Origin of the sequence: Curtobacterium sp. GC_Cur_3 (assembly GCF_026544205.1) — a bacterium.
Classification (GTDB): domain Bacteria; phylum Actinomycetota; class Actinomycetes; order Actinomycetales; family Microbacteriaceae; genus Curtobacterium.
This window is the reverse complement of the sequence record NZ_JALNUI010000011.1, coordinates 38,881-52,918: the sequence shown is the minus strand read 5'-3', so window position 1 is coordinate 52,918 and position 14,038 is coordinate 38,881. Positions and strand designations below refer to the sequence as shown.

The 14,038-nt window shown below is 72.2% G+C and carries 19 protein-coding genes; 7 read left to right on the top strand and 12 right to left on the bottom strand.

Annotated elements, in window-relative coordinates:
* The first annotated feature begins 104 nt into the window (after positions 1 to 104).
* The 3 genes from OXR63_RS07650 (at position 105) to OXR63_RS07640 (ending at position 2,977) form a co-directional block, all read left to right on the top strand.
* On the top strand, positions 105 to 566 hold the full coding sequence (locus tag OXR63_RS07650; RefSeq protein WP_267421574.1) for a MarR family winged helix-turn-helix transcriptional regulator: 462 nt from the start codon (positions 105 to 107) through the stop codon (positions 564 to 566).
* 235 nt (positions 567 to 801) lie between these two features.
* Positions 802 to 1,740 carry a phospholipase gene (locus OXR63_RS07645; RefSeq protein WP_267421572.1) on the top strand — a complete coding sequence of 313 codons (939 nt, stop codon included), beginning with the start codon at positions 802 to 804 and terminating at the stop codon, positions 1,738 to 1,740.
* A 67-nt stretch (positions 1,741 to 1,807) separates the two neighbouring features.
* Complete coding sequence (locus OXR63_RS07640; protein ID WP_267421570.1) at positions 1,808 to 2,977, top strand: low temperature requirement protein A; 1,170 nt, start codon at positions 1,808 to 1,810, stop codon at positions 2,975 to 2,977.
* Positions 2,978 to 3,063: 86 nt separating this feature from the next.
* Here OXR63_RS07640 and OXR63_RS07635 read toward each other — a convergent pair whose 3' ends face one another.
* A complete protein-coding gene (locus tag OXR63_RS07635) occupies positions 3,064 to 3,369 on the bottom strand; it encodes a hypothetical protein (RefSeq protein WP_267421568.1) in 306 nt (101 codons plus the stop codon).
* A gap of 145 nt (positions 3,370 to 3,514) precedes the next feature.
* On the opposite strand from OXR63_RS07635, the gene OXR63_RS07630 reads away from it, so the two are divergent.
* Positions 3,515 to 4,039 (top strand): MarR family winged helix-turn-helix transcriptional regulator, encoded by a 525-nt coding sequence (locus OXR63_RS07630; protein WP_267421566.1) that lies wholly within the window; start codon positions 3,515 to 3,517, stop codon positions 4,037 to 4,039.
* A 67-nt stretch (positions 4,040 to 4,106) separates the two neighbouring features.
* Here the strand turns inward: OXR63_RS07630 and OXR63_RS07625 are convergent, their stop codons facing one another.
* Genes OXR63_RS07625 through OXR63_RS07610 form a run of 4 tightly spaced genes read right to left on the bottom strand, consistent with a single transcriptional unit; the run spans position 4,107 to position 6,204 of the window.
* Entirely contained in the window at positions 4,107 to 4,478 is a 372-nt protein-coding gene (locus OXR63_RS07625; RefSeq protein ID WP_267421564.1) for a hypothetical protein, read from the bottom strand.
* Entirely contained in the window at positions 4,475 to 5,173 is a 699-nt protein-coding gene (locus OXR63_RS07620) for a hypothetical protein (protein ID WP_267421562.1), read from the bottom strand. The genes OXR63_RS07625 and OXR63_RS07620 overlap by 4 nt, the downstream gene beginning before the upstream one ends.
* Positions 5,170 to 5,736 carry an RNA polymerase sigma factor gene (locus tag OXR63_RS07615; protein WP_267421560.1) on the bottom strand — a complete coding sequence of 189 codons (567 nt, stop codon included), beginning with the start codon at positions 5,734 to 5,736 and terminating at the stop codon, positions 5,170 to 5,172. Before OXR63_RS07615 ends, OXR63_RS07620 begins: the two co-directional genes overlap by 4 nt.
* Positions 5,737 to 5,781: 45 nt before the next feature.
* Positions 5,782 to 6,204 (bottom strand): Asp23/Gls24 family envelope stress response protein, encoded by a 423-nt coding sequence (locus OXR63_RS07610; RefSeq protein ID WP_267421558.1) that lies wholly within the window; start codon positions 6,202 to 6,204, stop codon positions 5,782 to 5,784.
* Between the two features lie 148 nt (positions 6,205 to 6,352).
* On the opposite strand from OXR63_RS07610, the gene OXR63_RS07605 reads away from it, so the two are divergent.
* Positions 6,353 to 7,000, top strand: coding sequence for an MOSC domain-containing protein (locus OXR63_RS07605; RefSeq protein WP_267421556.1), 648 nt, complete (start codon positions 6,353 to 6,355; stop codon positions 6,998 to 7,000).
* Here OXR63_RS07605 and OXR63_RS07600 read toward each other — a convergent pair.
* Positions 6,997 to 7,410, bottom strand: a complete 414-nt coding sequence (locus OXR63_RS07600; RefSeq protein ID WP_267421554.1) for an MmcQ/YjbR family DNA-binding protein — start codon at positions 7,408 to 7,410, stop codon at positions 6,997 to 6,999. The genes OXR63_RS07605 and OXR63_RS07600 overlap by 4 nt on opposite strands.
* Before the next feature lie 107 nt (positions 7,411 to 7,517).
* Here OXR63_RS07600 and OXR63_RS07595 point away from each other — a divergent pair, with 107 nt between their 5' ends.
* Positions 7,518 to 7,826, top strand: a complete 309-nt coding sequence (locus OXR63_RS07595) for an excalibur calcium-binding domain-containing protein (RefSeq protein WP_267421552.1) — start codon at positions 7,518 to 7,520, stop codon at positions 7,824 to 7,826.
* 36 nt (positions 7,827 to 7,862) lie between these two features.
* Here the strand turns inward: OXR63_RS07595 and epsC are convergent, their stop codons facing one another.
* From epsC to OXR63_RS07575, 4 genes are all read right to left on the bottom strand, one after another.
* Positions 7,863 to 8,423 (bottom strand): serine O-acetyltransferase EpsC, encoded by a 561-nt coding sequence (epsC, locus tag OXR63_RS07590; RefSeq protein ID WP_267421551.1) that lies wholly within the window; start codon positions 8,421 to 8,423, stop codon positions 7,863 to 7,865.
* Between the two features lie 17 nt (positions 8,424 to 8,440).
* Complete coding sequence (cysK, locus tag OXR63_RS07585; RefSeq protein ID WP_267421550.1) at positions 8,441 to 9,379, bottom strand: cysteine synthase A; 939 nt, start codon at positions 9,377 to 9,379, stop codon at positions 8,441 to 8,443.
* Between the two features lie 181 nt (positions 9,380 to 9,560).
* Positions 9,561 to 10,589, bottom strand: a complete 1,029-nt coding sequence (locus tag OXR63_RS07580; RefSeq protein WP_267421548.1) for a dipeptidase — start codon at positions 10,587 to 10,589, stop codon at positions 9,561 to 9,563.
* 31 nt (positions 10,590 to 10,620) lie between these two features.
* Positions 10,621 to 11,673 (bottom strand): YeiH family protein, encoded by a 1,053-nt coding sequence (locus OXR63_RS07575; protein ID WP_267421546.1) that lies wholly within the window; start codon positions 11,671 to 11,673, stop codon positions 10,621 to 10,623.
* Between the two features lie 37 nt (positions 11,674 to 11,710).
* On the opposite strand from OXR63_RS07575, the gene OXR63_RS07570 reads away from it, so the two are divergent.
* A complete protein-coding gene (locus OXR63_RS07570; protein ID WP_267421544.1) occupies positions 11,711 to 12,184 on the top strand; it encodes an SRPBCC family protein in 474 nt (157 codons plus the stop codon).
* Between the two features lie 109 nt (positions 12,185 to 12,293).
* Here OXR63_RS07570 and OXR63_RS07565 read toward each other — a convergent pair whose 3' ends face one another.
* Together OXR63_RS07565 and OXR63_RS18380 are read right to left on the bottom strand one after the other, a co-directional pair.
* Complete coding sequence (locus OXR63_RS07565) at positions 12,294 to 13,055, bottom strand: glycoside hydrolase family 16 protein (RefSeq protein ID WP_267421543.1); 762 nt, start codon at positions 13,053 to 13,055, stop codon at positions 12,294 to 12,296.
* 234 nt (positions 13,056 to 13,289) lie between these two features.
* On the bottom strand, positions 13,290 to 14,024 hold the full coding sequence (locus tag OXR63_RS18380) for a FadR/GntR family transcriptional regulator (RefSeq protein ID WP_267421542.1): 735 nt from the start codon (positions 14,022 to 14,024) through the stop codon (positions 13,290 to 13,292).
* Between the last annotated feature and the right edge of the window lie 14 nt (positions 14,025 to 14,038).

The following is a 14,038-nucleotide window of genomic DNA, read 5'->3' as shown; positions in this document are numbered from 1 at the left end:
CCGCGCCGACGGCCTGACACCCCGCTCGAGGACTCCCAGCACGGCGCTGTGGGCAGCCGGTAGCATCGCGGGAACCCACCCGACGAGCACTCCCGGAGCAGCAGATGAGCACTCGGCAGACGGACCGCACCGAGGTCGCCGCACGCCTCGCCGGAGCGGTCGGACGGATCAACCGCCGCGCCCGCACCGACTCCGCCTCGCTGGGGTACGGCATCATCTCCGCACTCGCCACGGTCCAGGCCCACGGACCCCTGCGCCCCGGCGACCTGTCGCGGATCGAGGTGGTCACGAAGCCCACGATGACCCGCATCCTGACGGAGCTCGAGCAGCGCGGGTTCATCGCCCGGGAGGCCGACCCCACCGACGGCCGCGCGTTCATGGTGAGCGCCACCGACGCCGGCATCGCCGCGGTCGAGGAAGCCCGCTCCCGACGCACCGGACTGGTCGCCGAGCTGATCGAGGAACTGCCCGCCGAGGACGTCGCCGCGATCGCCCAGGCCCTCGACGCCCTCGAGCGCGTGGCGCAGGGTCGGACCGCTCAGGAGAGTGCCAGCTCGGACCGCTGATTCGGCCGTTACCGATCCGTTACCAGGCCTCCGAGAGCGTCCAGCGGGGGCCGGAACGGATCAACCGTTCAGGGTGACGAGTCATCGTTGCCGCTTCGCCACCGCGGCGGCCGCCCCACACGGCCACGCACCGGCGGACGGACGGGCCCCACACCACCGTCCGGTCTCCCCCGGCTCCCCGTGCCCGCGCGACGACGCAGCGCGCACGCACGGAGTCGCCTGACCACCGGAAACGATGACAGGACAGCACCCTCTCCCCCAGAGCACGAGCACGAGCACGAGCACCAGCACCAGCACCAGCACCAGCACGAGCACCACTCCCACCACCCGCCGGCAGGCGCTCGACACCCCGAGCCGCCGGTTCCGACGGGCCATGCGCCGTCGCGGGGTCCTCGCCGTCAGCGGCGCGGCGGTCCTCGCGGTCGCCGGCGGTGCCCTCGCGGTCGGCACGCAGCCGGCCATCGGTGAGGCACTCGGCGTCCCGACGGCCAGCGCCTCCGCGACCCCGGTGGCAGCACTCCACGGCACCGCCCTCGACCGGGCCCAGGCGGCGGCGACCATCGTCACCGCGCGCACGGTCGTCGCGGACGCCAACGACAAGACCGACACGACGGTGCTCGAGCGGCACATCTCGGCGCTGTCCGACTACCCGACGCTCTCGGGTGGCGCGCTGAGCGACCGGATCGAGTCGACCGTCGACACCGTGCAGGACGTCGCCCAGGCGAGCGCCGACCAGGACAAGCGCGACGCCGACGCTCGCGTCGCCGCTGCGAAGGCCCAGGCGGACGCCGCAGCAGCGAAGGCCGCGGCCGACGCAGCGGCAGCAGCAGCCGCGAAGGCCGCAGCACTCCAGGCGGCGGCGAACACCCCCGCCGGTGCCAAGGCGACCGCGAGCGCCATGGCGTCCTCGCGGTACGGCTGGGGTGCCGACCAGTTCCAGTGCCTGGACAATCTGTGGACCAAGGAGTCCGGCTGGAACTACCGCGCGTACAACGCGAACGGCGGTGCCACGGGGATCCCGCAGGCGCTGCCCGGGTCGAAGATGGGGACGGTCGCGGCCGACTGGCAGACCAACGCCACCACCCAGGTGACCTGGGGGCTGCAGTACATCGCCGCCGCGTACGGCACCCCGTGCGCCGCCTGGGGCCACTCGCAGGCGAACAACTTCTACTGAGCGAGCGACACGCACGGTCGACGGGTCCCGGGTTCCCCCGGGGCCCGTCGTCGTGTAAGCAGACCCCGTGACCCTCCTGACCGGACTGCGCCGCATGGCACCCCGCGACCCCGCCGAGGACCACCGCGCCGCGAGCCCGCTCGAGCTACTGTTCGACCTGGTGTTCGTCGTCGCGGTGGGCTTCGCCGCGATGAACCTGCACGAGATCGAGGCCGAGGGGCACGTCACCGCCGCGGTCCTCTCCTACGCGCTGGTCTTCTTCTCGATCTGGTGGGCCTGGATCAACTTCACGTGGTTCGCCACCTCGTTCGACACCGACGACTGGCTGTACCGCGTCACGACCTTCGTGCAGATGGCCGGCGTGCTGGTGCTCGCCGCAGGGGTCGGTCCGGCGATGCGGGACAACGACTTCACCGTCGTCGTCATCGGGTACGTGGTGATGCGCCTGGCCCTCGTCGCGCAGTGGATCCGCGCCGCCGCGTCCAGTCCGGCCTACCGGTCGAACGCGGTGCGCTACGCCGTGGGCATCGTCGTCGTGCAGGCCCTGTGGGTCCTGATGCTGATCCTGCCCGCCGGCGCCGTGCCGTTCGTGGCTCCGGTGCTCGTGCTGCTCGAGCTGGCCGTCCCGGTGTGGGCGGAGTCCGGCACCGCGACGACCCCCTGGCACCGACACCACATCGCCGAGCGCTACTCGCTGTTCACGCTGATCGTCCTCGGTGAGGGGCTCGTCGCCTCCGCGAACGCGGTCATCGACGGCCTGCACGACGCCGAACACCTGGCGCCGCTCCTGGTCCTCGCGGCCGGAGGGCTCGTCATCGTCGCCGGACTGTGGTGGATCTACTTCTCCCGCGAGCAGCACGAGCACATCCGCGGCCTGCCGAGTGCGCTCCTGTTCGGGTACGGGCACTACGTCGTGTTCGCAGCAGCTGCCGCCCTGCCCGCCGGCATCGAGGTCGCGGTGAGCGCCGACGCCGGCCACGCGGACCTGTCGCACGCCTCGGTCGCCGCCACCGTCGCGGTCCCCGTGGCGGTGTTCGTCACCGCCATCTGGGCGCTGGCCCTGCGGCCGTCGCTCACGGTCCGCGCGAACGTGACCGTCGTCGTCCTCACCGTCGCGATCGTCGCGAGCATCGCCGTGCCGGCTGCGTCACTCGTCGCGACGGCGCTGCTGGTGGCCGCGATCGTCGTGGTGCTCGAAGTCGCCGCCGTCCCCCTCCCCGCAGGCAGGACCCCGTGACTCCTGGCCCGGCCCGATGACGGACGGGAGGCTCGTGGCGGCGCCGCCACGAGCCTCCCGTCCGCTGCGGACGCCGTGTCCTGCGGTCAGACCGAACGGCCGTTGTGGTCGCGGTGGTCCTCGTCGTGGTCGGGCTTGCGCACGCCCGACTTCGCGATCCCGCGGCTGACGATGTAGGCGGCGGTCACGACGGCAACGTAGAGCCACGCGTGGTCCGCACCGAAGCGCTGTCCGTCGTCACCGTCGTCGGTCACGGCTGCCGCGATGAGGATCGCGATCGACACGACGAGCCAGGCGTAGAACTCCGTGGTCTTGAGGGCGGACTTGGTCTCGTTCCAGGTGCGACGGACGACGGTGTCGTGCCGTGCGGGGTTCCCTGAGGTGTTCGACATGGTCACTCCTTCTGATCTCCGCCACCGCGGGTCGGTGGCGTCGGGGAGTGACAGTTGTCTCACTCAGCTGATTACCAACCCAGTTCCGGGCCACAGGAGCATCATGGGACGTGCGTTTGTCCACATGACGAGGGGCTGAGACAGCATGAGCACCGACGAGACGATCCGCGAACGCTCTGACGGTGGCGGCCTGCAGCCGAGCACCCCGGAGGGCGCGGCCGCGATCGCGAGCCTGCAGGCTCTCAGCGACAGCGTCCACGACGCGGACGAACGAGCGCTGCGCGATCTGCAGATGCTGCCGGTCGACGCGCTCGCGCTCCGACACCTCGTGCAGGCCCACCAGGAGGGCCGCTCCGTGAACCCGACGGAGCTGGCGCGGACGCTCCGGCTCTCCACCGCGGGCATCACGAAGCTCGTCGACCGGCTCGTGCGGGACGGTCGGGCCGAGCGCCGACCGAACCCGAAGGACCGTCGCGGCATCGTCGTGCTCCCGTCGGGCACGGCCGTGGACGACCTGGCTCGCGCCTACGGACATCTGCGGTCGCCCGTCATCGCCGCGATCGACGCGCTCAGTGCGGCCGAAGCGGGGGCGGTCGAGCGGTTCGCGTCCCGTCTCGCGGCCGCGTTGCGGCACGAGCTCCTGGCATCGGGAGCAGACCCGGCTCCGTGAGTTCCACCGGCGGACAGGAGGCCCGTGGCGGCGCCGCCACGGGCCTCCCGTCCGCTCTGGGGTCGCGTCAGCCGATGCGGGCGATGCGGACGTCGACCCGCGAGAGCACGAGACGGTGTCGTGCAGCTTCGTCGAGGGCGGCGTCGTGCACGGCGCGGGCGACGGCCGGGGCCGGTGCGAAACCGTCGGTGCCGATCACGATGCGGAGCACGGCGCCGTCGAGCACCAGGCGGCTGACCGTCGGGGTGACGCCGACGCGGATCGCGGCGACGGCGCTCTGCACGGTCGGTCGGGCGCGGAAGACGTCGGCGACGCCGGGGACACCGAGGACGACGGCCTCGATCGCGGCGAGGGCCGTGGCCGACCACGTCGTGGGCTCGGTCGGGGTGGTGGCGGGGACCGGCGTGCCGGTGTCACGGGTGTCGTCGGTGTCGCTCATGCGTCGGCCTCCCCTGCGGTGCTGTCGGTGGTGTCGGTCGGGTCGACCGTGCGGGTGCGTCCGGAGGCGGCTTCGGTGACGGCTGCCGGGTCGACCAGGAGGTCGCGGACCAGCACGTCGACGGCCTCGACGACCAGGTCGGTCTGCTCCGCCAGCGCGACGCTCACGCCGGTGCGGACCAGCTCGGCCGTCGCGTGGATGGCGGGGCCGGCGATGATCGCGACCTCGACCGTCACGCGGACCGGTGCGGCGAAGACGGTGACGTCGCCGTCGATGGAGCACCGGGAGACGACGATGCCGGGGACGGCGTCACCGGCGCGACGGACGAGGGAGCGGATCGCACCCTCGGTCATCACGGGACGCTCGGTCTCGGACTCGGCGCGCAGGGGGACGTCGCGGCCGGCGCGGGCCTCGAGCGAGATGTTCGCCAGGACCCCGCCGATCCAGGACTCGTCCGCAGGGGCCTCGTGCTGGGCCGCCGTCTCGAGGGCGCTGAGCGAGGCGTTCCGCAGCCGGATGATGGCGGCGAGGGCGTTCTGGCAGGCCGGCGAGTCGTCGATGCTCGGGTCCGCCGGCTGCATGCCGGCGTCGAGGTAGTCGGCGAGCTCGTCGATCGAGTGCCCGTCGAGGTCCTCCGGTTCGAGGGCTGCGAGGACGCTCGGGTCCGTCTCGCGGGGGTCGGGTCCGGCGGTCATCGCCATCCCTCCATCAGACTGATCATGTTCTTCCGGGCTCGGGACAGCAGTCCCCGGACGGTGGAGAGCGGCACGTCGAGCTCCTCGGCGATCTCCTCGTACCGGTAGCCGAGGAGTTCCTTCATCACCCAGCACTGCCGCTGCGCCTCGGGCAGGGACGCCAGCGCGAGCTCGGCCGCGTGCTCCCGGTCCCGTGCCTCGGCGACCCGCTCGGGGGCGCCGTCGGTGGGGGCGGCGACCTCGAGTTCGGTGACGTCGTCGTGGTCCCGACGCGCACGGATGCGGTCGAGGCACTTCCGCGAGAGGATCCGCATCATCCACGCCCGGACGTGCGCGCGGTCCTCGAGGGCGTCGAGCTTGTCCCACGCGGTGATGAAGGTCTCCTGCACGACGTCGTCGAGCTCGTCGGTCGAGCCGAGCGTGCGCCGGGCGTAGGCCCTCAGCAGCGGCGTGTGCCGCCGGATCAGGACCTCGAACGCGCGGACGTCCCCGTCGGCCGATCGGCCGGCGAGGACGCCGTCGTCCAGGTCGACGAGGGCCGTCCCGGGAGGTTGGTGCTGCACCGTTACCTTCTACTGGTCAGTGATGGGGGAACGCCGTACGGGACGTCAGGCGACGCGGGTCGGCTGGTCGTCCTTCGCGTCGTCGTCCTCGCCCGGGATGAAGACGTCCTGCACCGTGACGTTCACCTCGGTGACGTCGAGCCCGACGAGCTGCTCGATCGCGCGGGTGACCGACGAGCGGACGGCTTCGGCGAGGTCCTGGAGCGCGACGGGGTACTCGGCGACGATGACGACGTCGGCGGCGACCTGGTGCTCGCCGACCTCGACCTTGACGCCCTGGCTGTGGTCGCGCTGGCCGATGGCGTCGCGGAGGGCGCCGATGGCACGGGCTGCGCCGCCGCCGAGGCCGTGGACGCCCGGGACCTCGCGCACGGCGATGCCGGCGACCTTCGAGACGACGGCGTCGTCGATGACGGTCGTGCCGGACGCGGTGGGGGTGGCGCTCGTGGCGCGGGTGATGTCGGTCATGGTCGTGCTCCTTCTGTCGCGGGTCGTGGTGTTCGTCGTTCACGGTGTTCGTCGTTCACGGATGGGACGGCGGGCCCGGGCGGATCGTCACGGGGTCCAGCCAACTGCCAGCTTCCGGTCGGGACCCGGGATGCGGCAGGGTGGACCCATGTCGACCGTGATCGCCGTCTGCCGCGTGGACCGCCTGCTGCCCGACTCCGGTGTCATCGGGGTCACGGCCATCGACAAACGTCCTGTCGACGGGCCCGTCCGCGTCCGCCCGCTCGGGTTGCACGCCGACGTGCAGGCCGACCGGAAGCACCACGGCGGCGAGGACCAGGCCGTGTACGCGTACGCCGACGAGGACGCCGAGCACTTCGCCGCGATGCTCGACCGCCCCGTGCCCGCCGGGCTCTTCGGCGAGAACCTCCGCACCTCCGGGGTCGAGGTCACCGGAGCGGTCATCGGGGAGCGCTGGCGCGTCGGCGAGACCCTGCTGCTCGAGGTGACGATCCCGCGCACACCCTGCGGCACCTTCGCCCGGCGGATGGGCGTCACGAAGTGGGTGAAGCGGTTCGCGGACGAGGGCCGCCCCGGCGCGTACCTCCGCGTGCTGAAGTCGGGACCGGTCGCCGCGGGTGACTCGATCACCGTCATCGACCGGCCCGCGCACGGCGTCACCATCGGCGACATGTTCGCCGGGCTCACGCAGGAGCAGGCGCAGGCCGTGCTCGACGTCGACCGGCCGGTCGCACCGAAGGTGGAGCGCGAGGCGCGCAAGGCGCTGGCGACGGGGCGGATCCGCGGGGGCGTCTAGGGGCGCTGGTCTGCTGGCCCTGGGGTCGGCGGGAGGACATCGCCCCGCGTGGGGTCGAGCGGCCGCCGCGCCCGCGGGAGACCGGCCACGACGAGGTCCCAGGCATTGGCGACCAGGTCCTCCACCAGGACCTCGTCGATGCCCGGCCCCGGCGACAGCGTGATCCAGTGCCGCTTGTCCATGTGCCACCCCGGCGTGACCTCGGCGAGGTCACGCACCAGCGCCGCACCGTGGGGCGGAGCGCACTTGAGGTTCACGATCGGGACGCCCCGCAGCTCGGTCGTCATCACGAACATCTTCCCGACGACCTTCACCACGATCGCGCCCTCACCGAAGGGCTGCGTCTCCTCGGTCGCGGGCAGCGCGAGGGCCGTCCGCAGTGCGACCTCGTGCAGGGCTTCCCCGTCCATCCCGCCAGCATGCCGCAGACGCACGACAACCCTTCCGCATTTCCTGAGGAATCCCTATGATCAGCGTGCCGCGTACCCGACGTGGCATCGACCTCCCGGGGGAATCCGTGCGCACCAACCGTGTCATCCGCACCATCGGCCTGTCCGCTGCCGCAGCCGTCCTGGCGACCACCGTGTCGCTCGGCGGAGCCGCTTCAGCCCAGGCCGCGCCGACCGTCTACAAGGACTGCGCCGCGATCAACAAGGTCTACTCCGGCGGCATCGCGAAGAAGTCGGTGACGCAGAACAAGGTCACGTCCGGCGGCAAGGTCACCTACCGGGCGCTCAAGGGCACCGTGAAGAAGGACGACGCGCTCTACAACGCGAACAAGAAGTCCGACCGCGACGCTGACGGCATCGCCTGCGAGAAGAGCTGACTCCGGCGCCCGGAACCAGCCGGGGCAGCGTCACCGTCAGAGCGCCGGCACACCCTCGCCGCCCGACCGCGGCCGGGCGGCGCCGGCGACACCGGTGACGACCGACCCCGCGGGAACGTCCTTCGTGACGACCGTGCCCGCGCCGACGACGGAGTCGTCCCCGACCGTGATCGCACCGATCAGGGACGACCCGGCGCCGAGCACCACCCGGTCCCCCACGGTCGGGTGCCGCTTGGCGCCAGGCCCGTGAGCACCGCCACGGCCGCCGAGCGTCACGCCGTGGAACATCAGCACGTCGTGCCCGACGACGGCGGTCTCGCCGATGACGACGCCCATGCCGTGGTCGATGAAGAACCGCGCGCCGATGCGGGCGCCGGGGTGGATCTCGATTCCGGTGAGCGCGCGGGCCGTCTGCGCGACGATGCGCGCGGCGAAGCGGGAGCCGGGCAGGCCCTGCGCCAGCCACAGCCGGTGCGACAGCCGGTAGGCCCAGATCGCGTGCAGTCCGGAGTAGACCACGGCGTTCTCAAGGTCCCCGCGTGCTGCCGGGTCACCTCGGCGTGCTGCGGCGAGGTCCTCCCGGATGGTGCGCAGCACGCCTCGTCGAGCTCGGGTCACGCAGTGAGCCCCTCGAACAGCACGGTCGACAGGTAGCGTTCGCCGGTGTCGCAGACGATCGCGACGATGCGCTTGCCGGCGTTCTCCGGTCGCGCCGCGATCACCAGGGCGGCGTGGATGATCGCGCCGGAGGAGATGCCGGCGAGGATCCCCTCGTCGGTCGCCAGGGCACGGGCCACGCGCAGGGCGTCGTCGAGCTCGACGTCGAAGACCTCGTCGATGACGGAGCGGTCGAGCACCTCGGGGACGAAGTTCGCGCCGATGCCGGCGATCTTGTGCGGTCCGGCCTTGCCCTGCGTCAGGAGCGGCGAGTCGGCGGGCTCAACGGCGACGATCTGCACGCCGGGCACGCGTTCCTTGAGCACCTGGCCGACTCCGGTGATGGTGCCGCCGGTGCCCACGCCCGCGATGAACACGTCCACGTGCTCCTCGGTGTCGCGGAGGATCTCCTCCGCCGTGGTCTTGCGGTGGATGGCGGCGTTCGCGGCCGTCTCGAACTGGTGCGCCAGGATCGCGCCGGGCGTCTCGTCCACGATCGCGGCGGCCCTCGCGACGGCGCCCTGCATGCCCTCGGCTCCCGGGGTCAGGACGATCTCGGCGCCGTACGCGCGCATCACGGCCCGGCGCTCGACGCTCATGGTCTCGGGCATGGTCACGATCACGTTGTAGCCGCGTGCGGCACCGACCAGGGCGAGCGCGATGCCGGTGTTGCCAGACGAGCCCTCCACGATGGTGCCGCCCGGCTTGAGCTCGCCGGACTCCTCGGCCGCGTCGATGATCGCGACGCCGAGGCGGTCCTTCACGCTGGCGCCAGGGTTGTAGAACTCGAGCTTCGCGAGGATCTCGGCCCCGCCCTCGGCAGGCAGCCGGTTCAGCCGCACGAGCGGGGTGTTCCCGAAGGCCTGCGAGATGTTGTCGTAGATGGTGCCGCTCATCGGTTCCGTCCTCACGTCGGTCGCGTCCGCGACCCATCCTGGAGGCGCGGTGTGCGCCTGTGATCCTAGCCACCGGACCCGACGTGGCCGTGTCTGTGACGCGCCCCGTCCGCCGGGAGCACCACGGGCCTCCCGTCCGCTGCCCGTGGCCCGCGGGCGGCCGCACCGAGGGAGGGCGGGCTCAGCGCACGAGGGCCGTGCGGGCGAAGCGGTCGTCCGTGGCCTCGAGCACGCGGAGCACGTTCCCGCTCGCCAGCGCCCCGAGGTCCGCGGCGCTCCACCCTCGGCGCTCGAGCTCGGCGGCGAGCACCGGGTACCGCGACACGTCGCGCAGGTCCGGCGGCAGCACCGGGGTGCCGTCGTAGTCCCCGCCGAGGCCGATGTGCGCGGCGCCGGCGACCTCCCGCGCGTGCTCGACGTGGTCCGCGACGTCCGACACGGTGACGAGCGGCCCCTCCCCTGGCGAGCCGGCCTCCTCCCAGTCCGCCCAGGCGCGCGACACGAACTTCGGCACGAACGTCAGCATCACGACGCCGCCGTTGTCGGCCAGGCGTCCGAGCACGTCGTCGGGGACGTTCCGCGGGTGGTCGTCGATCGCGATCGTGGACGAGTGGCTGAAGACGACCGGGCGCGTGGCGACGTCGAGCGTGTCGCGCATCGTGGCCGGGGCGGTGTGGGACAGGTCGACGAGCATGCCGATGCGCTCCATCTCCGCCACCACCTCTCGCCCCCGGTCCGTCAGACCGCCGTGCGCCCGGGCCCCGGTGGCCGAGTCGGCCCAGGGCGTGTCGTCGTTGTGCGTCAGGGTCATGTAGCGGACGCCGAGCCGCGCGAGGGTGCGGAGCACGGCGAGGTCGTTGCCGATCGAGTGCCCACCCTCGGCGCCGAGCAACGACGCGATGCGCCCGGATTCGACGGCCGCTCGGACCTCGGCGGCGGTCCTGGCGAGGGCGAGGTCGTCCGGGTACCGCTCGACCATCCGGTGCACGAGGTCGACCTGCTGCAGGGTCGTCCGCACGGGGTCGGGGTCGTCCGCGGGCACGAAGACCGACCAGAACTGCCCGACGACACCGCCGGCGCGGAGCTTCGGCAGGTCGGTGTGCAGGGAGTCCTGCTCGGTGTCGATGCCGTCGAGCCCGGAGTCGTGCGACTCGCGGCGCTCCCATGGCAGGTCGTTGTGTCCGTCGATCACCGGGAAGGGGGAGGTCATGCCTGCGACGCTACCGGTCAGCACGAACCGCTCAGAACGAGCCCGTGAGAGCCATCAGCCCGAGGCTCGACAGCGACACGACGACCCACAGCACGAGTCCGAGCACGAGCGGCCGGAACCCGGCGCGACGGAAGCCCGCGATGTCGGTGGACAGCCCGATCGCACTCAGCGCGACGGTGATGAGGAACGCGGCGACCGTGGCGATCGCCGGGTGCGCCGGGCCGGGGATGACGCCGGTGGAGTTGACCGCCGCGGCGACGACGAACCCGATGAGGAACCACGGGACGAGGCGGAACACGCGGCGAGGGGTCCAGCGGACGGCGGGCGTCGGCTCCGCACCGGCCTCCGACGCGGCGAGCGCGGCGGCGGCCTGCTCCCGACGCCCGACGATCCAGGCGAGCCCGAGCACGATCGGGATGATCATGAGCGTCCGGACGAGCTTCACGACGACGGCGAAGTTCGCGGCCTGCGTGCCGTACGTGCTCGCGGCTGCCACCACCGAGGACGTGTCGTTCACGGCGGTGCCGGCGAACAGCCCGAACGCGTGCTGGCTCATCCCGAGGGCGTGCCCGACGACCGGGAAGACGATCACCGCGGCGACGTTGAACAGGAAGATCGTGGAGACGGCGTAGGCGACCTCGACCGAGACCGCCCCGATGACCGGCGTGACCGCGGCGATCGCGGATGCCCCGCAGATGCCCGTCCCGACGCCGATCAGGGTGCGCAGGTTGCCGACCACGCCGAGCGCCCGCCCGACGAGCCACGCGGCCACCAGGCAGATGACGAGCGTGCCGAGCATCACGGGCAGCGACGCGACGCCGACCCGCGCGACTTCGAGGAGCGACAGCTGCGCACCGAGCAGCACCACCGCGAGCTGCAACACGAACTTGCTCGCGGCCGTGATGCCGGGCTTCAGCGCATCGGACGGGCGACGGACCAGACCGATCACCGCGCCGAGCACCACCCCGCTGACCGGCGCCCCGACGACGGGCAGGAACCGACCGATCACGGTGGCGACCACGGCGATCCCGGTGGCGAGTGCGAGGCCCGGGGCGAGCCTCCTGGCGGTCGTGATGGCGGACACGGCACCATCCTGCCGCCTGGGCGGCCAGGATCGGACCATGACTGTGACCTTCCGCATCGAGACCGAGCTGGATGCGTCGCCGGAGCAGGCCTTCGCGCTGTCGCTCGACATCGGCGCGCACGAGCGGTCCATGGCCGCCACCGGCGAGCAGGCGGTCGCCGGCACGACCACCGGCACGATCGGGCTCGGTGAGTCCGTCACGTGGCGGGCCCGCCACCTCGGTGTCGTCTGGCGGATGACGAGCCAGATCACCGCACTGGAGGCTCCCCACCGGTTCGTCGACGAACAGGTCCGTGGTCCGTTCGCCCGGTTCCGGCACGAGCACCGGTTCGCGCCGTCGGCTCGCGGCACGCGGATGGTCGACACCATCGAGTTCCGCGCGCCGCTCGGGCCGCTCGGGCGGATCGCCGAGGTCCTGGTGCTCCGGCGCCACCTGATGCGGCTGATCGCGGAGCGGAACCGCTCACTGGCCGCCGAGCTCGCTGCGGCGCGAGGGTCAGATCACGCGTAGGGAGCGAGAACGCGCGTAGGGGGTCAGAACTTCTGACCCCCTACGCGCGTTCCGACCTCCTACGCGCGTTCCGACTCACCGAGCGGGAGCGCGACCGAAGCGATCCGACTCAGGCCACGTACTTGTACATCGTCACGTAGTCGACGTAGAGGTGTCCCACGGCGCCCCAGTTGCCCACCTGGAACATGTACCGGTGCGGTGTCTTGGGCACGTTCTTCTTCACGACACCGATGACCTTGTTGTCGAGCAGGTAGGTCACGCGGTCGCCGGGGATCCACTCGATCGAGTAGGTGTGCCAGTCGCTCCACGACACCCGCGTGGACAGGCTCGTCGCGGCGGACTCCGTGCCGCGCACCATCGAGTGCTGGTGGAGCATCGGCGAGGACTCGAAGTTGGACTCGGGGTAGTCGATCTCGCCCTCCGACCACACGTTCGACGTCGGCCAGAGGATGAACGCGGCGCCGTTCCCGGTGCCGCCGGTGGCCCGCGCCCGGACGGTGAACTTGCCGCCGACGTTGCCCCAGGCGCCGCTCGGCGTGCCGAAGGTCCCGGCTGCGCCCCGCTTGCCGTCGAGCTTGACGTCCATGACACCGCCCGCCGTGCTGATCTGCGAGCCGGACCAGTAGGTGTTGCCCGTGGCGTCCGGGTAGGGCTGCCACGAGTTCGAGTAGGTCTTCGCCATCGTGCCGTTCGCTGCCGCGGACGTGGCGAAGTTCTCGGTGAAGGACTGCCGGAACTTGCCGATGTTGCCGACGGGTGCGTTGACCGGTGCCGTCGACGTCGCCGCCTCTGCCTGGATCGGCATCGCGACGAGGGCCGCGGAGATGAGCGCCGCGACGAGCACAGTGCGCTTCGTGGTGCGTTTCTGCATGAGCTGTCACTCCCTGATGTGACCACGACACCCCTGTCCCGAGGGGTGTCCGAGCGACCGCCTCTCAGCCGCTCGCGGTGGATGTTACGGGGCACGATCGGCCGGCGGAACGGGGTTGACAGGGCTTCCGTGCCCCCAGTAGGGGGTGCTTGTACCACGCGGGATCTCATGGCAGACACAGGTCATCCGGATCACGTCGGCATCGTCCGGATCGCGCTGACCGAAGGACGCCGGTCAGTCCTCGGTCGGGACCTGACCCGCGCGGAGCATGGCCTGCTGCAGGAGTTCGACGTCGATCCCGACGTGCTTCCTGGCGATGACGCCGGCGTCCGCGGCGCGTCCCTCGCACACGGCGTCGACCAGGGCCTCGTGGTCGTGGAGCGCCCGCTCCTCCATGACGGCCATCCCGTCGGCGGTGCCCCACAGGTGCGCGGGAGCGGCGATGGAGATCTGGGCCTCGAGACCGGCGAGCGCCGCGCGCAGGGCCTCGTTGCGGGCGGCCTCGATGATCGTGCGGTGCAGCACCGCGTCGGCCTGCTGCTTCTCGGCGCCGGACGCGGCGACGCGGAAGGCCTCGAGGCACTGTCGGATCGCCGCGGCCTCGGTCGGCGTGACCCGCTCGGCGGCGGCGGTCGCGAGGGCCCCGTGCAGCAGGGCGATGGCGTCGGCGCTGTCCTGGATCCCGGCCCAGCGGGCGAGCAGCACGCGGCCGACGGCCTCGGACGAGGAGTCCGGCCACTGCGTCCGGACGAAGGTGCCGCCGCCACGACCGCGTCGGGTCTCGAGCAGCCCGCGGTCGACCAGCCGGGCGATCGCACCGCGCACGGTGACCCGGGCGACGCCGAGCAGCGCGGCGAGCTCGCGTTCCGGCGGCAGCCCAGTGCCGGGCAGGTACTCCCCCACGGCGACGGCGGTGACGAGTCGGTCCTCGACCTCGTCGACGCGGGTCTCCGGCGCACGAACCGTCACGAGACCCCTCTCCG